31 protein-coding genes are annotated in these 17,775 nt (G+C 46.5%); all 31 read right to left on the bottom strand.

What is annotated here, in order from left to right; translation table 11 throughout:
* Window positions 1-11: 11 nt before the first annotated feature.
* The 31 genes from rpmJ to KNP91_RS14755 all read right to left on the bottom strand — a co-directional run bounded on the left by rpmJ (window position 12) and on the right by KNP91_RS14755 (window position 17,766).
* The gene (gene rpmJ, locus KNP91_RS14905; protein ID WP_003156543.1) at window positions 12-125 is read right to left on the bottom strand and encodes a 50S ribosomal protein L36; all 114 of its coding nucleotides are present in this window, start codon (window positions 123-125) and stop codon (window positions 12-14) included.
* 33 nt (window positions 126-158) lie between these two features.
* On the bottom strand, window positions 159-377 hold the full coding sequence (gene infA, locus KNP91_RS14900) for a translation initiation factor IF-1 (RefSeq protein ID WP_012369032.1): 219 nt from the start codon (window positions 375-377) through the stop codon (window positions 159-161).
* A 150-nt stretch (window positions 378-527) separates the two neighbouring features.
* Window positions 528-1,280, bottom strand: coding sequence for a type I methionyl aminopeptidase (gene map / locus KNP91_RS14895; RefSeq protein WP_012369031.1), 753 nt, complete (start codon window positions 1,278-1,280; stop codon window positions 528-530).
* Window positions 1,280-1,927 (bottom strand): adenylate kinase, encoded by a 648-nt coding sequence (locus KNP91_RS14890; RefSeq protein ID WP_012369030.1) that lies wholly within the window; start codon window positions 1,925-1,927, stop codon window positions 1,280-1,282. Before KNP91_RS14890 ends, map begins: the two co-directional genes overlap by 1 nt.
* Window positions 1,928-1,999: 72 nt before the next feature.
* Window positions 2,000-3,289: a preprotein translocase subunit SecY gene (gene secY / locus KNP91_RS14885; RefSeq protein ID WP_012369029.1), complete on the bottom strand. Its 1,290-nt coding sequence runs from the start codon at window positions 3,287-3,289 to the stop codon at window positions 2,000-2,002.
* Complete coding sequence (gene rplO / locus KNP91_RS14880; protein WP_012369028.1) at window positions 3,289-3,729, bottom strand: 50S ribosomal protein L15; 441 nt, start codon at window positions 3,727-3,729, stop codon at window positions 3,289-3,291. Before rplO ends, secY begins: the two co-directional genes overlap by 1 nt.
* A 36-nt stretch (window positions 3,730-3,765) precedes the next feature.
* On the bottom strand, window positions 3,766-3,951 hold the full coding sequence (rpmD, locus tag KNP91_RS14875) for a 50S ribosomal protein L30 (protein WP_012369027.1): 186 nt from the start codon (window positions 3,949-3,951) through the stop codon (window positions 3,766-3,768).
* Between the two features lie 18 nt (window positions 3,952-3,969).
* Window positions 3,970-4,470 (bottom strand): 30S ribosomal protein S5, encoded by a 501-nt coding sequence (gene rpsE, locus KNP91_RS14870; RefSeq protein ID WP_012369026.1) that lies wholly within the window; start codon window positions 4,468-4,470, stop codon window positions 3,970-3,972.
* A 22-nt stretch (window positions 4,471-4,492) separates the two neighbouring features.
* Window positions 4,493-4,843 carry a 50S ribosomal protein L18 gene (rplR, locus tag KNP91_RS14865; protein ID WP_012369025.1) on the bottom strand — a complete coding sequence of 117 codons (351 nt, stop codon included), beginning with the start codon at window positions 4,841-4,843 and terminating at the stop codon, window positions 4,493-4,495.
* A 37-nt stretch (window positions 4,844-4,880) separates the two neighbouring features.
* On the bottom strand, window positions 4,881-5,417 hold the full coding sequence (gene rplF / locus KNP91_RS14860; RefSeq protein ID WP_012369024.1) for a 50S ribosomal protein L6: 537 nt from the start codon (window positions 5,415-5,417) through the stop codon (window positions 4,881-4,883).
* A 31-nt stretch (window positions 5,418-5,448) separates the two neighbouring features.
* Entirely contained in the window at window positions 5,449-5,847 is a 399-nt protein-coding gene (gene rpsH / locus KNP91_RS14855; RefSeq protein ID WP_012369023.1) for a 30S ribosomal protein S8, read from the bottom strand.
* A gap of 31 nt (window positions 5,848-5,878) precedes the next feature.
* Window positions 5,879-6,148, bottom strand: coding sequence for a 30S ribosomal protein S14 (gene rpsN, locus KNP91_RS14850; RefSeq protein ID WP_012369022.1), 270 nt, complete (start codon window positions 6,146-6,148; stop codon window positions 5,879-5,881).
* A gap of 14 nt (window positions 6,149-6,162) precedes the next feature.
* Window positions 6,163-6,702: a 50S ribosomal protein L5 gene (gene rplE / locus KNP91_RS14845; RefSeq protein WP_012369021.1), complete on the bottom strand. Its 540-nt coding sequence runs from the start codon at window positions 6,700-6,702 to the stop codon at window positions 6,163-6,165.
* Between the two features lie 31 nt (window positions 6,703-6,733).
* A complete protein-coding gene (rplX, locus tag KNP91_RS14840) occupies window positions 6,734-7,045 on the bottom strand; it encodes a 50S ribosomal protein L24 (protein WP_012369020.1) in 312 nt (103 codons plus the stop codon).
* A 34-nt stretch (window positions 7,046-7,079) separates the two neighbouring features.
* Entirely contained in the window at window positions 7,080-7,448 is a 369-nt protein-coding gene (gene rplN, locus KNP91_RS14835; RefSeq protein ID WP_012369019.1) for a 50S ribosomal protein L14, read from the bottom strand.
* Window positions 7,449-7,496: 48 nt separating this feature from the next.
* Window positions 7,497-7,760, bottom strand: coding sequence for a 30S ribosomal protein S17 (gene rpsQ / locus KNP91_RS14830; RefSeq protein WP_012369018.1), 264 nt, complete (start codon window positions 7,758-7,760; stop codon window positions 7,497-7,499).
* Between the two features lie 31 nt (window positions 7,761-7,791).
* Window positions 7,792-7,995 (bottom strand): 50S ribosomal protein L29, encoded by a 204-nt coding sequence (gene rpmC / locus KNP91_RS14825; protein WP_012369017.1) that lies wholly within the window; start codon window positions 7,993-7,995, stop codon window positions 7,792-7,794.
* Window positions 7,982-8,419 carry a 50S ribosomal protein L16 gene (gene rplP, locus KNP91_RS14820; RefSeq protein WP_012369016.1) on the bottom strand — a complete coding sequence of 146 codons (438 nt, stop codon included), beginning with the start codon at window positions 8,417-8,419 and terminating at the stop codon, window positions 7,982-7,984. The genes rpmC and rplP overlap by 14 nt, the downstream gene beginning before the upstream one ends.
* Window positions 8,420-8,452: 33 nt before the next feature.
* Complete coding sequence (gene rpsC / locus KNP91_RS14815; RefSeq protein ID WP_012369015.1) at window positions 8,453-9,109, bottom strand: 30S ribosomal protein S3; 657 nt, start codon at window positions 9,107-9,109, stop codon at window positions 8,453-8,455.
* Between the two features lie 12 nt (window positions 9,110-9,121).
* Window positions 9,122-9,454, bottom strand: a complete 333-nt coding sequence (gene rplV / locus KNP91_RS14810; protein WP_012369014.1) for a 50S ribosomal protein L22 — start codon at window positions 9,452-9,454, stop codon at window positions 9,122-9,124.
* 20 nt (window positions 9,455-9,474) lie between these two features.
* Complete coding sequence (rpsS, locus tag KNP91_RS14805; protein ID WP_012369013.1) at window positions 9,475-9,753, bottom strand: 30S ribosomal protein S19; 279 nt, start codon at window positions 9,751-9,753, stop codon at window positions 9,475-9,477.
* 63 nt (window positions 9,754-9,816) lie between these two features.
* A complete protein-coding gene (rplB, locus tag KNP91_RS14800; protein ID WP_012369012.1) occupies window positions 9,817-10,647 on the bottom strand; it encodes a 50S ribosomal protein L2 in 831 nt (276 codons plus the stop codon).
* 32 nt (window positions 10,648-10,679) lie between these two features.
* On the bottom strand, window positions 10,680-10,964 hold the full coding sequence (gene rplW, locus KNP91_RS14795) for a 50S ribosomal protein L23 (protein ID WP_012369011.1): 285 nt from the start codon (window positions 10,962-10,964) through the stop codon (window positions 10,680-10,682).
* A complete protein-coding gene (gene rplD, locus KNP91_RS14790; protein WP_012369010.1) occupies window positions 10,964-11,587 on the bottom strand; it encodes a 50S ribosomal protein L4 in 624 nt (207 codons plus the stop codon). Before rplD ends, rplW begins: the two co-directional genes overlap by 1 nt.
* A gap of 29 nt (window positions 11,588-11,616) precedes the next feature.
* On the bottom strand, window positions 11,617-12,243 hold the full coding sequence (gene rplC, locus KNP91_RS14785; RefSeq protein WP_012369009.1) for a 50S ribosomal protein L3: 627 nt from the start codon (window positions 12,241-12,243) through the stop codon (window positions 11,617-11,619).
* A 68-nt stretch (window positions 12,244-12,311) separates the two neighbouring features.
* Window positions 12,312-12,620, bottom strand: coding sequence for a 30S ribosomal protein S10 (gene rpsJ, locus KNP91_RS14780; protein ID WP_012369008.1), 309 nt, complete (start codon window positions 12,618-12,620; stop codon window positions 12,312-12,314).
* A gap of 318 nt (window positions 12,621-12,938) precedes the next feature.
* Window positions 12,939-14,126 carry an elongation factor Tu gene (gene tuf, locus KNP91_RS14775; protein ID WP_026834301.1) on the bottom strand — a complete coding sequence of 396 codons (1,188 nt, stop codon included), beginning with the start codon at window positions 14,124-14,126 and terminating at the stop codon, window positions 12,939-12,941.
* 117 nt (window positions 14,127-14,243) lie between these two features.
* On the bottom strand, window positions 14,244-16,322 hold the full coding sequence (fusA, locus tag KNP91_RS14770; RefSeq protein ID WP_012369006.1) for an elongation factor G: 2,079 nt from the start codon (window positions 16,320-16,322) through the stop codon (window positions 14,244-14,246).
* 124 nt (window positions 16,323-16,446) lie between these two features.
* On the bottom strand, window positions 16,447-16,917 hold the full coding sequence (gene rpsG / locus KNP91_RS14765) for a 30S ribosomal protein S7 (protein ID WP_012369005.1): 471 nt from the start codon (window positions 16,915-16,917) through the stop codon (window positions 16,447-16,449).
* A 49-nt stretch (window positions 16,918-16,966) separates the two neighbouring features.
* Window positions 16,967-17,389, bottom strand: coding sequence for a 30S ribosomal protein S12 (gene rpsL, locus KNP91_RS14760; protein ID WP_012369004.1), 423 nt, complete (start codon window positions 17,387-17,389; stop codon window positions 16,967-16,969).
* Between the two features lie 125 nt (window positions 17,390-17,514).
* Window positions 17,515-17,766 carry a ribosomal L7Ae/L30e/S12e/Gadd45 family protein gene (locus KNP91_RS14755; protein ID WP_012369003.1) on the bottom strand — a complete coding sequence of 84 codons (252 nt, stop codon included), beginning with the start codon at window positions 17,764-17,766 and terminating at the stop codon, window positions 17,515-17,517.
* Window positions 17,767-17,775 lie beyond the last annotated feature (9 nt).

The raw sequence follows: 17,775 nt of genomic DNA, 5'->3' as shown, positions 1-17,775 counted from the left end.
TCCTTGTTTAATTACCCTTGTTTTTGTTTATGCTTAGGGTTTTCGCAAATAACCATTACTTTGCCTTTACGGCGGATAACTTTACATTTTTCACAGATCGGTTTAACCGAAGGTCTTACTTTCATTGTGAATACCTCCTCCTGAAAAAATCGGAGTTTTTATTTGAAACGGTATGTGATCCGTCCGCGAGTCAAGTCGTATGGTGACAACTCAACCGTTACTTTATCTCCTGGTAGGATCCGAATGAAGTGCATCCGAATTTTTCCTGAGACGTGCGCGAGGACCGTGTGGCCGTTTTCTAACTCCACCTTAAACATCGCGTTTGGAAGCGGTTCGATAACCGTACCTTCCACTTCGATTACATCTTGTTTCGCCATCAATTATACCCCTTTCTCTATAAAGTTGATTGGGAGCCCAGACGATTTGTAGCGCTTAGGGGCTTTCTACAGTAGCCGTGAGAGAATCATCGGTCACAAACACGAGTGGATAGCGGCTTATAGAAAGGTGACACCAATAACGCGCACAGCTCACTCTGCATCGACCGTTAAGATCTCGTAGCCTTCGTCTGTGATGGCGATGGTGTGCTCAAAGTGGGCGCACATGCTACCGTCCACTGTCACTACCGTCCAATTGTCGGATAGCGTGCGAACATAGCGTTTTCCAACATTAACCATTGGCTCAATCGCCAAGGTCATGCCAGTTTTCAGGCGCGGCCCTTTCCCCGGTGGTCCATAATGTGGAATTTGCGGATCTTCATGCAAATTTTGTCCCACGCCGTGGCCCACATATTCGCGGACTACAGAAAAATTCGCTGCTTCAACATGTGACTGAATCGCATGCGAAATATCTGTCAGGTGCACGCCGGCTTTGGCGCGCTCCAATCCTTTATACAGAGATTCTTCAGTTACGTCAAGTAACCGCTTCGTCTCTTCAGAGATTGTACCTACCGGATATGTCCAGGCTGAATCTCCGTGATATCCGTTATACTCCGCCCCGATATCAATCGAGATGATGTCTCCATCGTGGAGTACGCGGTCACCCGGAATACCATGGACAAGTTCTTCATTTACTGAAGCACAGATGCTGCCAGTAAACCCATTATAACCTTTAAACGATGGTGTTGCCCCTTGACTTCGAATATAGCGTTCAGCAATCGCATCGAGTTGCCCCGTTGTGATCCCTGGACGAATATGAGCTTTGAGCTCCTTATGCGTCCGGGCGACGATTTGTCCTGCCTGACGCATGATGTCGATTTCACGCGGCGCTTTCGTAATGATCATTACTGACCACCAAGAAGTGCTTGAACATCGGAATAAACTTCATTAATCGGACGATCACCGTCCAAATTACGAAGATACCCTTTTTCAGCGTAAAAGTCAATCAAAGGTTGCGCTTGAGCGACGTTGACTTCAAGACGACGGCGAACCGTTTCTTCTTGATCATCTTCACGTTGAACAAGTGCTGATCCGTCGATATCACAGACACCCTCCACTTTTGGTGGGTTATAGATGACATGATACGTTGCTCCACATGTCGGGCAAATCCGGCGGCCTGTCAAACGAGGGACAAGTTTCTCCGGGTTCACACCGATGTGAACGACGTGATCGATTTGTTTATTTAGATCCGCAAGCAATACTTCAAGAGCATCCGCTTGTTTCACTGTGCGTGGGAAACCGTCAAGAAGAAAACCATTGGCACAGTCTTCTTTGGCGAGACGCTCACGTACGATGCCGATTGTGACTTCGTCCGGAACGAGTTCCCCTTTATCCATGTACGATTTCGCTTCCTGCCCGAGCGGTGTTTGATCTTTGATCGCCGCACGGAACATGTCGCCTGTCGAGATGTGTGGAATGGCGTAGTCTTCGATAATTTTCGCAGCCTGCGTTCCTTTTCCAGCACCCGGCAAGCCCATCAATACAAGATTCATGTCGGTAGCCTCCACTTCTATAGACTCTATAGACACAACAGAAAGGAAAGGGATGGTCCCCTTCCTCCCGCCTTATCGGATAAAGCCTTTGTAGTGTCGTTTAACCAGTTGACTTTCAATCTGTTTCATCGTCTCAAGACCTACACCGATGACGATCAACAGGCTTGTTCCACCAATCTGCACCGAGTTCGGTAAACCAGCGAACTTAATAAAGAACGTTGGCGTCACCGCGATGACAGCGAGGAAAAGTGAGCCGAAGAATGTCAGACGGTACAGGATCTTCGTGATGTACTGTTCCGTTTGCTTACCAGGACGAATACCAGGAATGTATCCGCCTTGCTTTTGAAGGTTCTCTGCCATTTGTTCCGGGTTAACCTGAACGAATGTATAGAAGTAAGAAAATGCAATGATCAGTGCCACATAGATCGACATACCGATTGGACTCGTATAGTCGAAAATGTCACGGATTTTCGTCGCATTTTCCGGACTTGCAAAGAAACTTGCAACCGTTGGTGGCGTCACCATGAACGATACAGCGAAGATAACTGGGATAACACCAGCAGCATTCAGTTTAATCGGCAAGTGTGTCGATTGACCGCCTACTGGTGCACGGTTCACCGTACGCTTAGCGTACTGAATCGGAATCTTACGGGCAGCTTGCTGCACATAGATGACTCCGACGATGACCGCGATGATGATTAAAAGCAACAGTACGATATAAAGCACATTGACAAACAAAGCATCCCCTGCATTTTGGAGCTTTGTTTCGTAGATCTGACGGAACGCGTTCGGGAAGCCTGCGACAATCCCAGCGAAGATGATCATTGATATCCCGTTACCAATGCCCTTCTCCGTGATGAGTTCACCGAGGAACATCAAGAATGCGGTACCCGCCGTCAAAACAAGTGCAATCATAACGTACGTCCAGGTGCCGTATTGCTCATCGACAAGACCTGGGTAGATACGGTTAAATCCAAGCGCGATTCCAAACGCTTGGACTAAGCCGAGTACGATCGTTCCATAGCGCGTTACCGTTGCTAACTTCTTACGGCCCGCCTCTCCTTGTTTTGCCCATTCGGCAAACTTTGGAACAACGTCCATCTGTAAGAGTTGGACAACGATCGAGGCCGTGATATACGGCATGATTCCCATCGCAAAGAGTGAGAAATTCTGCAAAGCATTCCCGCCGAAGGAATTCAAGAAACCAAGAATACCATTCTGGTCGATCTTGAATACTTCAGTGTTTACCATCGGCACCGGGATATGTGCTCCGATACGGAACACGATAATCAGAGCCAAGGTAAAGAGAATGCGCCGACGAATGTCGGCTACGCGCCACATATTGGAGATCGCTTGAAACATTAGATCACCTCAACCGTACCGCCGGCAGCTTCGATCGCTTGCTTCGCAGCTTCGGAGAACTTGTGAGCTTTTACTGTCAGTTTCTTTTCAATCTTACCGTTAGAAAGGATCTTCACGCCATCCTTCATACCTTTGACTGCGCGAGTCTCGATAAGAAGTTCTGGTGTTACTTCCGTTCCATCTTCAAAACGGTTAAGTGTGTCAAGGTTGATAACCGCGAACTCTTTACGAGTCGGGTTGTTGAAGCCGCGTTTTGGTAAACGACGGAAAAGTGGGTTTTGTCCACCTTCGAAACCTGGACGAACACCACCGCCTGAACGAGCTTTTTGACCTTTGTGACCACGGCCAGAAGTCTTACCGTTACCAGAAGACATACCGCGACCTACACGGTTGCGTTCTGAACGTGAACCAGCAGCTGGTTTCAATTCATGGAGTTTCATAGTGGGGCACCTCCTCATAAAATTATATCAAACGTATTACTCTTGAATTTCTTTAACTGTCAATAAGTGTGACACGTGGTTAATCATCCCACGCATAGCAGCGTTGTCAGGTACGACAACAGTTTGGTGCATCTTACGGAGACCAAGCGTACGAGTAGTAACGCGTTGGTTCTCCGGACGACCGATCATGCTGCGTGTGAGGGTAACTGCGAGTTTCGCCATCTGTATTCCCTCCCTTTCTTAACCGCGAAGTTCTTCGACGGTTTTACCGCGGAGTTTCGCAACGTCTTCAGCACGTTTAAGTGAAGTGAGACCTTTAACAGTCGCACGAACCATGTTGATTGGAGTGCTTGATCCAAGTGATTTCGAAAGAATGTCGTTGATTCCCGCTAATTCGAGAACCGCACGAACTGGGCCACCAGCGATGACTCCAGTACCTTCAGAAGCAGGTTTCAAGAAGACGTGACCTGCACCGAAAATTCCGTTGATTTCGTGTGGAATTGTAGTGTTAACGATTGGAACGTTAACCATGTTTTTCTTTGCATCTTCGATTGCTTTACGGATCGCTTCAGGCACTTCCTGAGCTTTACCCGTACCGAAACCTACGTGACCATTCTTGTCACCTACGACGACGAGTGCAGCAAAACGGAAGCGACGGCCACCTTTTACTACTTTCGCGACGCGGTTTACAGTAACAACGCGTTCTTCGAGTTGATCCATGTTAATTTCTAACTGGCGCATGTAGAGGTTCCCTCCTTTTCTATTAGAATTTGAGACCAGCTTCACGAGCTGCTTCAGCTACTGCTTTAATACGTCCATGATAGAGGTATCCTCCACGGTCGAAAACGACTGTTTCAATACCTTTTTCAAGAGCGCGTTCAGCTGCAAGCTTACCAACTGCTGATGCAGCGTCAGTCGTGTTGCCTTTTTCAAGGTCGAGTGATGATGCAGATGCGAGTGTTGCATGTGTTGCATCGTCAATGACTTGTACGTAAATGTTCTTGTTCGAACGGAATACATTCAAACGTGGACGAGCTGCAGTCCCGATGATTGTACGACGTACACGACCATGACGCTTTTTACGCGTAGCATTTTTGTTTGCCTTTGAGATCATTTATGCCACTCCTTTCCGGTCAATTCGTCTTAACGAATTACTTACCTGTTTTACCTTCTTTACGACGGACGACTTCATCACTGTAACGAATTCCTTTACCTTTGTACGGCTCAGGCTGACGGTACGAACGGATCAATGCAGCAACGTGTCCAACACGCTCTTTGCTGATTCCGCGGACGATGATTTGCGTATTCGTAGGAACTTCGACTTCAATGCCTTGTTCCGGAGTGTACTCGATTGGGTGTGAATAACCGAGGTTGAGTACGATTTTGTTACCTTGCTTTTGAGCACGGTAACCAACACCTTGGATATCGAGTGTCTTAGCGAAACCGTTGTTTACACCTTCGACCATGTTCGCGATAAGCGCACGAGTCGTTCCGTGGATTGTACGGTTAGCTTTCTCGTCGTTTGGACGAGTGACAGTCAATTCATTACCTTCTACGTTGATAGCCATAGTCGGGTTGAACTCACGAGTGAGTTCACCTTTAGGACCTTTTACCGTAACTGTGCTGTTTTCAACTGTTACTGTAACGCCTGCTGGGATAACGACTGGCTTTTTACCAATACGTGACATTTAAGACACCTCCGTTCTTTTTATGCGTGAATTACCAGATGTATGCGATCACTTCGCCGCCGACTTTTTGTTGGCGAGCTTCTTTGTCTGTCATAACACCTTTAGATGTTGAAACGATAGCGATTCCGAGACCACCGAGTACTTTCGGGATTTCATCAGCTTTCGCGTAAACGCGAAGACCTGGTTTCGAGATACGTTTGAGTCCAGTGATGACGCGTTCGTTGCTTGCGCCGTACTTAAGGAATACGCGGAGCGTACCTTGTTTGCTGTCCTCGAGATATTCAACATCGCGGATGAAACCTTCACGTTTGAGGATTTCAGCGACTTCACGTTTGATTGTAGAAGCTGGCATTTCCAACTTCTCATGGCGAACCATGTTTGCATTACGAATGCGTGTAAGCATATCTGCAATCGGATCTGTCATAACCATGCGATGTACCTCCTTTCACAACTTTAATGAATTACCAGCTTGCTTTTTTAACACCAGGGATTTGACCTTTATGAGCAAGATCACGGAACTTAATACGGCTGATACCGAATTTACCAATGTAACCGTGTGGACGGCCAGTGATACTGCAACGGTTGTGTAAACGAACCGCTGAAGAGTTACGTGGGAGTTTGCTCAAGCCGATGTAGTCGCCTTGTGCTTTCAATTCTGCGCGTTGTTCAGCGTAGCGCTCGACGAGTGCTTGGCGTTTTACTTCACGTGCGATCATTGATTTCTTAGCCATGTGTGCGGCCTCCCTTATTTTTGGAATGGCATGCCGAGTGCTGTGAGAAGCTCACGTGACTCTTCATCCGTATTAGCAGTTGTAACGATAACGATGTCCATACCACGGACTTTAGATACGCGATCGTAGTCGATCTCTGGGAAGATCAATTGTTCCTTCACGCCTAGCGTGTAGTTACCACGGCCATCGAATGATTTCTTCGATACACCACGGAAGTCACGTACACGTGGAAGTGACACGTTGATCAACTTGTCGAGGAACTCATACATGCGCTCTCCACGAAGTGTTACCTTCGCGCCGATTGGCATACCTTCACGAAGTTTGAAACCAGCGATTGATTTCTTAGCTTTCGTGATGAGTGGCTTCTGACCAGTGAGGAGCTGAAGCTCTTCGACTGCCATGTCAAGTGCTTTCGTGTTCGTAACAGCGTCACCAACACCCATGTTGATTACGATCTTATCGACTTTCGGCGCTTGCATTACAGAAGTATAGTTGAATTTCTCCATCATTACTTTGACGATTTCGTCTTGGTATTTAGCTTTTAAACGGTTCATCAGAAAGTGGACCTCCTTTCTTTAAATCTTCTTATTTATCTAAAGCTTCGCCCGATTTTTTAGCGATACGTACTTTCTTGCCGTCAACCACAGTGAAACCAACGCGTGTTGGGTTTCCTGTCTTAGGGTCGATGAGCATAACGTTCGATACGTGAATCGGTGCTTCTTTCTCGACAATTCCGCCTTGCGGGTTGAGTTGAGAAGGTTTTGAGTGTTTTTTGATCATGTTAACGCCTTCGACGATAACGCGATCTTTTTTAGGCATAGCAGTAAGGACAACACCTTGTTTGCCTTTATCTTTACCAGTCATAACCTGAACTTTATCACCTTTTTTGACATGCATCGTTAGAGCACCTCCTTGTAGGAATTCTTTGGAATTAAAGTACTTCCGGTGCCAACGAGACGATCTTCATGAAGTCTTTTTCACGAAGTTCGCGTGCGACTGGTCCGAAGATACGTGTGCCACGTGGGCTTTTATCATCTTTGATGATGACTGCTGCATTTTCGTCAAAACGGATGTACGAACCGTCTTTACGACGAACGCCACGTTTAGTACGAACGACTACTGCGCGTACAACTTCACCTTTTTTGACAACGCCACCTGGTGTTGCTTGTTTAACTGTGCAAACAATTACGTCACCGATGTTAGCAGTTTTGCGACCAGATCCACCGAGGACTTTGATCGTCAAGACTTCACGAGCTCCTGAGTTGTCTGCTACTTTCAAGCGAGATTCTTGTTGAATCATACGATTGTACCTCCCTCCGGATGTTTATTCATCCGAACTAATTAGAGTTTAGATGATTACTGCTTTTTCGACGACTTCTACGAGACGGAAACGTTTGTCTTTAGAAAGTGGACGTGTTTCTTGAATGCGTACAACGTCACCGATTTTAGCTGTGTTGTTTTCATCATGCGTTTTGTACTTCTTAGAGTAGTTTACGCGTTTGCCGTAGAGCTTGTGCTTTACTTTAGTCTCAACTGTAACTACGATCGTTTTATCCATTTTGTCAGATACGACGCGTCCAGTTAACACTTTGCGGTTGTTAGTGCGTTCCATTGAGTGTTCCTCCTCTCAGAATCCGAGTGAATTATGCGTTGTTGATGCCGAGTTCGCGTTCACGAAGAACGGTTTTCGCGCGTGCAATCGACTTGCGCACTTCACGGATACGAGCAGGGTTCTCAAGCTGACCAGTCGCAAGTTGGAAACGAAGGTTGAACAACTCTTCTTTCCACGAACCGACTTTACCGTTGAGCTCTTCTGTAGTTTGCTGACGGAGATCAGTTGCTTTCATTCGTATCACCACCATTTTCTTCACGTTTTACGAACTTACATTTTACTGGAAGTTTGTGTGATGCAAGACGGAGAGCTTCGCGTGCGATCTCTTCCGATACTCCTGCGATTTCAAACATTACTTTCCCCGGTTTGACGACTGCAACCCAGCCCTCCGGAGCACCTTTACCTGAACCCATTCGGACTTCAAGAGGTTTTTTAGTGTATGGTTTATGTGGGAAAATCTTGATCCACACTTTACCACCACGTTTCATATAACGAGTCATCGCGATACGCGCTGATTCGATTTGACGGCTAGTGATCCAGCTAGCTTCTTGAGCTTGGATACCGAACTCGCCGAAGTGTACTGTAGTACCACGTTTCGCTTTACCACGCATGTTGCCGCGGTGAACACGACGATATTTTACACGTTTTGGTAACAACATGTTGTGTTGCCTCCTTCCCTAGACGGATGTGGATTATTGTTCGTTAGATGCTGCTTTTTTCGTAGGAAGCACTTCACCGTGGTGGAGCCATACTTTTACGCCAATTTTGCCGTAAGTTGTATCAGCTTCAGCAGTACCGTAATCGATGTCTGCACGGAGTGTATGAAGTGGAACTGTTCCTTCTGAATACTTCTCTGAACGAGCGATATCAGCGCCGCCAAGACGACCAGAAACTTCAGTCTTGATTCCTTTGATACCTGAACGCATAGAGCGTTGGATTGATTGCTTCATTGCACGACGGAACGATACACGGCCTTCAAGTTGGCGTGCGATGTTCTCAGCGACAAGTTTAGCAACTGCATCCGGGTTTTTCACTTCAACGACGTTAACGTGAACGCGTTTGCCTTTTGCAAGGTTAGTGATGTCTGTACGAAGTGTTTCGATTTCAGAACCGCCTTTACCGATAACCATACCAGGTTTAGCAGTGTGAAGTGAAATGTTCAAGCGGTTTGCTGCGCGCTCGATTTCAACTTTAGAGACACTAGCGTCTTTAAGACGTTTTTCGATATATTCACGAACTACGTAGTCTTCATGAAGGAGATCAGCATAGTCTTTATCTGCGAACCAACGTGATTCCCAGTCTTTGATGATACCTACGCGAAGACCAGTTGGGTTAATCTTCTGACCCACGGTAATCCCTCCTTATTTTTCAGATACCACGATGTGAACGTGGCTCGTACGTTTGTTGATGCGGCTTGCGCGACCCATTGCACGTGGGCGGAAACGTTTGAGCGTTGGACCTTCGTTGACGTAAGCCTCTGTTACTACGAGGTTTTCGATGTTCATGTCGAAGTTGTGCTCAGCGTTCGCGATTGCCGATTTCAATACTTTCTCAACGATTGGCGTTGCTGCCTTGTTCGTGTAAGCAAGAATCGAAAGTGCTTCACCGATTTGCTTCCCGCGGATTAAGTCTACTACTAGACGTGCCTTACGAGGAGCAATGCGAACCATATTAGCCGATGCTTTTGATTGCATAATGAGTACCTCCCCTCAGATTAACGTTTAGTCTTCTTATCGTTTCCAGCATGTCCTTTGTAAGAACGTGTTGGCGCGAATTCACCAAGTTTGTGACCGACCATATCTTCTGTCACGTAAACCGGTACGTGTTTACGACCATCGTAGACAGCGATCGTGTGACCGATGAACTCTGGGAAGATTGTAGAACGGCGTGACCAAGTTTTGATAACATGCTTGTCACCAGCTTCGTTGGCTTTGTCAACCTTAGCGAGCAAATGGTGATCTGCAAATGGACCTTTTTTCAAGCTGCGACCCATAGTTGTACCTCCCTTTGGCATGATTCAGGAACGGTTCCTGCGAACCGTTCAGAAATCACGTAATTATTTTTTAGAACGACGGACGATATATTTATCGCTCGCTTTGTTTTTCTTACGAGTTTTGTATCCGAGTGCCGGTTTACCCCAAGGAGTAAGTGGGCCCGAACGACCGATTGGAGCACGTCCTTCACCACCACCGTGCGGGTGATCAACTGGGTTCATTACAGAACCACGAACTGTAGGACGTTTTCCGAGCCAGCGTGAACGACCAGCTTTACCGATATTGACGAGCTCGTGCTCTTCATTACCGACAGCGCCGACTGTTGCACGGCAAGTAGCAAGGATCATACGTGTTTCGCCTGATTGGAGACGAACGATCGCGTATTTACCATCTTTACCGAGAAGCTGAGCAGAAGTACCAGCTGAACGAACGAGCTGACCACCTTTACCTGGCTTAAGTTCGATGTTGTGGATCAATGTACCAACTGGGATGTTTGAAAGTGGAAGAGCGTTACCGACTTTAATGTCAGCCTCAACTCCTGACATGACTTGCATGTCAACTTTCAATCCTTTAGGTGCGAGGATGTAGCGTTTTTCACCATCGATGTAGTGGACAAGAGCGATGTTTGCAGAGCGGTTCGGATCGTACTCAATTGTAGCGATACGGCCAGCGATGCCATCCTTGTTCCGTTTGAAGTCGATGATACGGTATTTACGTTTGTGTCCGCCACCTTGGTGACGTACTGTCAAGCGACCTTGGTTGTTACGTCCGCCCTTTTTCGAAAGCTTTTCAGTTAACGATTTTTCAGGACGTGAAGCCGTAATCTCAGCAAAGTCAAGCGCAGTCATATTACGACGACCGTTAGTGGTCGGTTTAAACTTTTTAATTCCCATCGAGAGTTCCCTCCTTTTCTACAGAGTACCGATTAACCGAGGTAATCGAGTTCTTTGCTATCTGCAGTAAGCGTGACGACCGCTTTTTTGCGGCGTGCTGTGTAACCAGCGTGACGACCTACGCGTTTTGCTTTTGGTTTTGAGATAAGTGTGTTGATTTTTTCAACTTTAACGCCGAAGATCGCTTCAACTGCATCTTTGATTTGTGTCTTAGATGCCTTTACGTCTACTTCGAACGTGTACTTTTTCTCAGCCATTTGGTTCACTGAGCGTTCAGTAATTACAGGACGTTTGATAATGTCGTGTGCGTTTGCCATTATGCAAGCACCTCCTCTACTCTCGCAACAGCATCCTTCGTGAAGATGACTTTGTCGTGTGCGACAAGATCAAGGACGTTTACTCCAGCAGCGTCAACGACTGTGACACCAGGAATGTTGCGTGTTGAAAGAACGACTGTCTCGTTGTAATCAGCAGTAACGACGAGGACTTTACGTTCGATTGAAAGAGCAGCGAAGACCGAAATCATGTCTTTTGTTTTCGGAGCATCGATTGTCAATCCTTCAAGAACGATGAACTCGTTGTTAGCGACTTTCGAAGAAAGTGCTGAACGTAATGCGAGACGACGAACCTTTTTAGGAAGTTTATAAGCGTACGAACGTGGTGTTGGACCGAAGACTGTTCCACCGCCAACCCATTGTGGCGAACGGATCGAACCTTGGCGTGCACGACCAGTACCTTTTTGTTTCCATGGTTTACGGCCGCCACCGCGAACTTCCGAGCGACCTTTTGTATCATGTGTACCTTGGCGACGTGAAGCTTGTTGCATGACGATTGCATCGTATACGACTGCTTCGTTTGGCTCGATTCCGAAAACGGCATCTGCCAACTCGATGTCTCCAACTTGTGTACCTGTTTGGTTAAGCAAAGCTACTTTAGGCATTCGTTATTCCTCCTTTCCTTGCAAACAAATTAGTTGCCTTTTACCGCAGTTTTGACGACAACTTGGCTCTTACGTGCGCCTGGGATAGCACCCTTGACGAGGAGTAAGCCGCGTTCTACATCAACTTTTACGATTTCAAGGTTTTGAACAGTGACTTGCTCTCCACCCATGCGTCCTGGGAGCAATTTCCCTTTGAATACACGGTTTGGAGCGACAGGACCCATTGAACCTGGGCGACGGTGGTAACGCGAACCGTGAGCCATTGGACCACGTGATTGGTTGTGACGCTTGATTGCTCCAGCGAAACCTTTACCTTTCGACGTACCTGTTACATCAACCATTTCGCCTGCAGCGAAAGTATCTGCTTTAATCTCTTGACCGATTTCGAAATCTGTTACAGATGTACGGATTTCTTTAATGAAGCGCTTAGGTGTCGCACTAGCTTTCGCTGCGTGACCTTTTTGCGGTTTGTTTTGACGACCTTCTTTGATATCACCAAAGCCGAGTTGGACTGCTTCGTAACCGTCCACTTCCATTGTCTTCAATTGAAGAACAACGTTACCTTCTACTGAAACGACAGTAACTGGTACTACTTCGCCTGACTCGTTGAAGATTTGTGTCATACCGAGTTTAGTTCCTAAGATTCCTTTAGCCATGAGATACACCTCCTAATATTGAATGATTTTGATCTTCTGGCTAGTATCAACTATTTATAGAAGAAAAATTAAAGTTTGATTTCGATGTCAACGCCCGATGGAAGTTCAAGACGCATAAGCGCATCAACTGTTTTCGGTGTTGGGTTAACGATGTCGATCAAACGTTTGTGTGTACGCATTTCGAACTGCTCACGAGCATCTTTGTACTTGTGAACGGCACGAAGTACTGTGTAGATCGCTTTCTCCGTTGGGAGTGGGATCGGACCAGATACAGTAGCACCAGAACGTTTTGCTGTTTCGACAATTTTCTCAGCCGATTGATCAAGCACGCGGTGATCGTATGCTTTCAAACGGATCCGAATTTTTTCATTTGCCATGTTGTTTCCCTCCTTTTCGCCTATTTTGTAAATAGACATTCTCCGCGGAAATTTCCACACTAGCCATGGCAATGCCGCCTGGTGTGTCATAACCTCCCGCTTCATCGCGTTGTGTTTGTGACCAACATATCCTAGTTTACTGAATTCCAAGCAGGAATGCAAGTAAAATAAAAATAGAATTTGTTTTCAAGTCTCTCACCACTCGCACAAACACTTTCCTCAGTATATAAGATGTCTGACCATGTTGCAAGACTGTTTTCAAAGAAATGAAAAAAGGTCTTCCGTCACGGGAGACGGAAGACCTTTAAACCTTAAAAATTACTCAACGATTTCTGTAACTGATCCAGCGCCTACTGTACGGCCACCTTCACGGATTGAGAAACGAGTTTCTTTTTCAAGAGCGATTGGCGCGATGAGTTCAACAGTCAATTCGATGTTGTCCCCAGGCATTACCATTTCAGTTCCTTCAGGAAGTTGGCACATACCAGTTACGTCAGTTGTACGGAAGTAGAACTGTGGACGGTAGTTACCGAAGAATGGCGTGTGACGGCCACCCTCTTCTTTTGAAAGGATGTAAACTTGCGCTTTGAAAGTTTTGTGCGGTGTGATTGTGTTTGGTTTCGCGAGAACTTGTCCACGCTCGATGTCGTCACGTGATACACCACGGAGAAGTGCTCCGATGTTGTCGCCAGCTTCAGCATAGTCAAGAAGCTTACGGAACATCTCTACACCAGTACATACTGATTTTTTAGTTTCTTCGTGAAGACCAACGATTTCAACTTCGTCGTTGACTTTAAGAACTCCACGCTCAACGCGGCCAGTAGCAACTGTACCACGACCAGTGATTGAGAAAACATCCTCAACTGGCATCATGAAGTCTTTTTCAGTGTCACGAGTTGGCTCAGGGATGTACTCATCAACAGCTGTCATGAGTTCCATGATTTTTTCTTCCCATTTAGCTTCGCCGTTAAGCGCGCCGAGAGCAGATCCTTGGATAACTGGGAGGTCATCGCCTGGGAAGTCGTACTCAGAAAGAAGTTCGCGGATTTCCATTTCAACGAGTTCAAGAAGCTCTTCGTCGTCAACCATGTCGACTTTGTTCATGAATACTACGATGAAAGGAACACCTACTTGACGTGAAAGCAAGATGTGCTCACGTGTTTGTGGCATTGGACCATCAGTTGCAGAAACAACGAGGATCGCGCCGTCCATTTGTGCAGCACCAGTGATCATGTTTTTAACATAGTCAGCGTGACCTGGGCAGTCAACGTGTGCATAGTGGCGTTTTTCTGTTTCGTACTCGATGTGAGCTGTTGCGATAGTGATACCGCGCTCGCGCTCTTCTGGAGCACCATCGATTTGGTCAAACTTAGTTGCAGCTTTACCTTGTGCTTTTGCAAGTACAGCTGAGATAGCTGCTGTTAAAGTTGTTTTACCGTGGTCGACGTGGCCAATTGTACCAACGTTAACGTGCGGTTTAGAACGGTCGAATTTTTCTTTACCCATTCTGAATTCCTCCTCTATGTGTCTAATAATATTTTATAACTAGGAAGGTGAATCGTCGAATAACGTACACCTTCCTTAGCTTACACTAATCATAAAAGCGTGACAACCTGTGAAGGATTAGCCGTTTGCTTTTTTGATGATTTCTTCAGCAACTGATTTCGGTACTTCTTCGTAGTGATCGAAGTGCATCGAGTACGTTCCGCGACCTTGTGTGCGTGAACGAAGACCAGTAGCGTAACCGAACATCTCTGAAAGTGGAATCATCGAACGAACGACTTGAGCGTTCCCGCGAGCTTCCATACCTTCAACGCGTCCACGGCGTGATGTAACATCACCCATGATGTCTCCCATGTATTCATCTGGGATAACGATTTCAACTTTCATCATTGGCTCAAGGATAACAGCGCCGCTCTTATCTTTAAGTTGTTTGACGGCCATTGAAGCCGCGATTTTAAATGCCATCTCGTTCGAGTCGACATCGTGGTACGATCCGAAAACGAGTGCCGCTTTAACGTCAACTACTGGATAACCAGCAAGGATACCGTTTTGAAGCGCTTCTTCGATTCCGTGTTCAACCGCTGGGATGTATTCACGTGGAACAACACCACCGACGATTTTGTTGTTGAACTCAAAGCCAGCACCTTCTTCGTTTGGCTCGAATTCTACGACGACGTGACCATACTGACCACGACCACCTGATTGACGAGCAAACTTAGAATCGATTTTCGCCGATTGGCGGATCGTTTCACGGTAAGCTACTTGTGGAGCACCAACGTTTGCTTCGACTTTGAACTCGCGACGCATACGGTCAACGATGATGTCGAGGTGAAGCTCACCCATACCTGAGATGATCGTTTGACCAGTCTCTGGGTTAGTTTCAGTGCGGAAAGTTGGATCCTCTTCAGCAAGCTTAGCGAGTGCTTGACCCATTTTATCTTGGTCAGCTTTCGTTTTTGGTTCGATCGCGACCGAGATAACTGGTTCTGGGAATGTCATTGATTCGAGAACGACGTTGTCTTTCTCTGCACAAAGCGTATCTCCAGTAGTAGTATCTTTAAGACCTACAGCTGCTGCGATGTCACCAGCGAAGACCATTGGGATCTCCTCACGGCTGTTCGCGTGCATTTGAAGGATACGTCCGAGACGCTCACGTTTCCCTTTTGTTGAGTTCTTGACATAAGATCCTGCCGAAGCTGTACCAGAGTACACACGGAAGAACGTCAATTTACCAACATACGGGTCAGTCATAACTTTGAATGCAAGTGCAGAGAATGGCGCTTCGTCAGTTGACTCACGAACGATCTCTTCATCTGTATCCATGTTAATCCCTGTGATTGCTTTTACGTCGACTGGTGATGGGAGGTAGTCAAGGACTGCGTCAAGCATAAGCTGAACACCTTTGTTCTTGAATGCCGAACCAACGAGAACTGGGTAGAAATCAACTGTAAGAGTCGCTTTACGGATACCCGCTTTAAGCTCTTCAATTGTGATTTCCTCGCCCTCGAGGTATTTCATCATCATTTCTTCTTCGTAATCTGCAACTGCTTCGATTAATGATGCACGAAGTTCTTCAGCTTCTTCTGCGAATTCTGCAGGGAAACCTTCAGTTTCTTCGATATCAGTACCGAGGTCGTTACCGTACATGTATGTTTTCTTTTCAACGAGGTCGATGATTCCTTTGAATTCATCTTCTGCGCCGATTGGGATTTGGATTGCGTGTGCGTTAGCTTGAAGGCGGTCGCGAAGCGTTCCAACCGAGTACAGGAAGTCTGCACCGATTTTATCCATTTTGTTAACGAAAACGATACGTGGCACGCCGTAAGTTGTAGCTTGGCGCCATACTGTCTCAGTTTGTGGCTCAACACCAGACTGAGCATCAAGTACTGCTACCGCACCATCAAGTACACGGAGTGAACGTTCAACTTCAACAGTGAAGTCTACGTGTCCAGGTGTATCGATGATGTTTACGCGGTTACCTTTCCATTGTGCAGTTGTTGCTGCAGATGTAATCGTGATTCCGCGCTCTTGCTCTTGCTCCATCCAGTCCATTTGTGAAGCACCTTCGTGCGTTTCACCAATCTTGTGGATACGACCCGTGTAATAGAGGATACGCTCAGTCGTTGTTGTTTTACCAGCATCGATGTGGGCCATGATCCCGATATTACGGGTGTTCTTAAGGGAGAATTCTCTTGCCATCTTTAAACATTCTCCTTTCGCATTTTAGTTTAGTGTCCGTGCGTTGCCACACGTCATGACTATACCCGAAAGCCACCTCATATTTCCATACAAAATGGCATAGATGAGGTGGTTAATTCCGGTTTTACCAGCGGTAGTGAGCAAACGCTTTGTTCGCTTCCGCCATTTTGTGCATATCTTCGCGCTTCTTAACTGAAGCACCAGTGTTGTTTGCAGCGTCCATGATTTCGTTAGCAAGACGAGCATCCATTGTTTTTTCGTTACGGAGACGTGAGTAGTTCACGAGGTAACGAAGTGCAAGTGTCGTACGGCGCTCAGGGCGGACTTCGACAGGAACTTGATAGTTAGCTCCACCTACGCGGCGTGCTTTAACTTCAAGAACTGGCATGATGTTGTTCATCGCCTCTTCAAAAACTTCCATTGCATCGCGACCTGAACGTTCAGCGATAGCTTCAAAAGCTTTGTATAAGATTTGTTGAGCAGTACCTTTTTTACCATCTAACATAAGACGGTTGATAAGGCGGGTAACGAGTTTAGAGTTGTAGATCGGATCAGCCATTACATCACGGCGTTCTACTTGACCTTTACGTGGCATTCCGAGTCCCTCCTTTCATATAGTGAGGTGATATCTTCTGATATCTAGATTATTTTTTTGCTGCTTTTGGACGTTTAGTACCATATTTCGAACGACCTTGCATACGGCCGTCAACTCCAGCTGTATCGAGTGCACCACGAACGATGTGGTAACGTACCCCTGGTAAGTCTTTTACGCGACCGCCGCGAATAAGAACAACACTGTGTTCTTGCAAGTTGTGGCCGATACCTGGGATGTAAGCTGTTACTTCCATTGTGTTCGTTAAACGTACACGTGCGTACTTACGAAGAGCCGAGTTCGGTTTCTTCGGAGTCATTGTACCTACACGAGTACAAACACCACGTTTTTGTGGTGAGCTGATGTCAGTACGAGCTTTGATAAAGCTGTTGTACCCTTTGTTCAGCGCTGGCGAATCTGATTTCACAACTTTTGATTGACGTCCTTTACGGACTAATTGGTTGATAGTAGGCATCTTTGAGATCCTCCCTTCCTGAATTCATGACAAGTTTCAAAACCACCGAGCCGGGTGGTTCATCGAAAGTCATAATGAAACGTTTTGCGTGGCTCAGGCATTCCATCGCCACACAAAACGTATTATCAAACTTTCTTAATAGCAACAGCAGTTGCTGCAACGTCGATTCCACAAGCCTTACCAAGCTCAAGCTTAGAAGGAACGTTCACGACTGGAACGTTTGCTTGTTTCGCCGCATCGAGCAATGCTTGCTTTACGTGTTCATCTGCGTCATCTGCGATGATCACTTCCGACGCCTTGCCAGATCGCAATGCTTTGAGCGTTTGCTTTTGACCGACAAACTTCAAATCTGCGCCGACTACTTTTTTGTAAGACATGAAGATATC

Source organism: Exiguobacterium sp. s138, from assembly GCF_018618775.1.
Taxonomy (GTDB): Bacteria; Bacillota; Bacilli; order Exiguobacteriales; family Exiguobacteriaceae; genus Exiguobacterium_A; species Exiguobacterium_A artemiae.
Note: the sequence above shows the minus strand (reverse complement) of the source record. Positions and strands in the feature narration are given on the sequence as shown.

Bases quoted from the DNA above. Each gene is read 5' to 3' on its own strand.
- rplP (WP_012369016.1), bottom strand. From the start codon at position 8,419: ATGTTGTTACCAAAACGTGTAAAATATCGTCGTGTTCACCGCGGCAAC.
- rplE (WP_012369021.1), bottom strand. From the start codon at position 6,702: ATGAACCGTTTAAAAGCTAAATACCAAGACGAAATCGTCAAAGTAATG.
- rpmC (WP_012369017.1), bottom strand. From the start codon at position 7,995: ATGAAAGCAACTGATCTCCGTCAGCAAACTACAGAAGAGCTCAACGGT.
- rplD (WP_012369010.1), bottom strand. From the start codon at position 11,587: ATGCCTAAAGTAGCTTTGCTTAACCAAACAGGTACACAAGTTGGAGAC.
- rpsE (WP_012369026.1), bottom strand. From the start codon at position 4,470: ATGCGCCAGTTAGAAATTAACATGGATCAACTCGAAGAACGCGTTGTT.
- KNP91_RS14755 (WP_012369003.1), bottom strand. From the start codon at position 17,766: ATGTCTTACAAAAAAGTAGTCGGCGCAGATTTGAAGTTTGTCGGTCAA.
- rpsQ (WP_012369018.1), bottom strand. From the start codon at position 7,760: ATGGAACGCACTAACAACCGCAAAGTGTTAACTGGACGCGTCGTATCT.
- map (WP_012369031.1), bottom strand. From the start codon at position 1,280: ATGATCATTACGAAAGCGCCGCGTGAAATCGACATCATGCGTCAGGCA.
- rplW (WP_012369011.1), bottom strand. From the start codon at position 10,964: ATGGCAAACGCACACGACATTATCAAACGTCCTGTAATTACTGAACGC.
- infA (WP_012369032.1), bottom strand. From the start codon at position 377: ATGGCGAAACAAGATGTAATCGAAGTGGAAGGTACGGTTATCGAACCG.
- rpsS (WP_012369013.1), bottom strand. From the start codon at position 9,753: ATGGGTCGCAGCTTGAAAAAAGGTCCATTTGCAGATCACCATTTGCTC.
- rpsJ (WP_012369008.1), bottom strand. From the start codon at position 12,620: ATGGCAAATGAAAAAATTCGGATCCGTTTGAAAGCATACGATCACCGC.
- rplX (WP_012369020.1), bottom strand. From the start codon at position 7,045: ATGCATGTCAAAAAAGGTGATAAAGTTCAGGTTATGACTGGTAAAGAT.
- rpsG (WP_012369005.1), bottom strand. From the start codon at position 16,917: ATGCCACGTAAAGGTCAAGTAGAACGCCGTGATGTAATGGCTGATCCG.
- rplB (WP_012369012.1), bottom strand. From the start codon at position 10,647: ATGGGAATTAAAAAGTTTAAACCGACCACTAACGGTCGTCGTAATATG.
- rplV (WP_012369014.1), bottom strand. From the start codon at position 9,454: ATGCAATCAAAAGCATCGGCTAATATGGTTCGCATTGCTCCTCGTAAG.
- rpmJ (WP_003156543.1), bottom strand. From the start codon at position 125: ATGAAAGTAAGACCTTCGGTTAAACCGATCTGTGAAAAATGTAAAGTT.
- rplC (WP_012369009.1), bottom strand. From the start codon at position 12,243: ATGGCTAAAGGAATCTTAGGAACTAAACTCGGTATGACACAAATCTTC.
- tuf (WP_026834301.1), bottom strand. From the start codon at position 14,126: ATGGGTAAAGAAAAATTCGACCGTTCTAAACCGCACGTTAACGTTGGT.
- rplN (WP_012369019.1), bottom strand. From the start codon at position 7,448: ATGATTCAACAAGAATCTCGCTTGAAAGTAGCAGACAACTCAGGAGCT.
- rplF (WP_012369024.1), bottom strand. From the start codon at position 5,417: ATGTCACGTATTGGTAAAAAGCCAGTCGTTATCCCAGCAGGCGTTACA.
- rpmD (WP_012369027.1), bottom strand. From the start codon at position 3,951: ATGGCGAAACTCGCAGTTACCCTCACACGCAGCATGATCGGTCGTCCG.
- secY (WP_012369029.1), bottom strand. From the start codon at position 3,289: ATGTTTCAAGCGATCTCCAATATGTGGCGCGTAGCCGACATTCGTCGG.
- rpsL (WP_012369004.1), bottom strand. From the start codon at position 17,389: ATGCCTACTATCAACCAATTAGTCCGTAAAGGACGTCAATCAAAAGTT.
- rplR (WP_012369025.1), bottom strand. From the start codon at position 4,843: ATGATCTCAAAGGCAAACAAAAATGCTACGCGTAAAAAGCGTCATGGT.
- fusA (WP_012369006.1), bottom strand. From the start codon at position 16,322: ATGGCAAGAGAATTCTCCCTTAAGAACACCCGTAATATCGGGATCATG.
- KNP91_RS14890 (WP_012369030.1), bottom strand. From the start codon at position 1,927: ATGAATCTTGTATTGATGGGCTTGCCGGGTGCTGGAAAAGGAACGCAG.
- rpsH (WP_012369023.1), bottom strand. From the start codon at position 5,847: ATGGTTATGACAGATCCGATTGCAGATATGCTTACACGCATTCGTAAT.
- rplO (WP_012369028.1), bottom strand. From the start codon at position 3,729: ATGAAACTCCATGAATTGAAACCAGCTGCTGGTTCACGTTCAGAACGC.
- rpsN (WP_012369022.1), bottom strand. From the start codon at position 6,148: ATGGCTAAGAAATCAATGATCGCACGTGAAGTAAAACGCCAAGCACTC.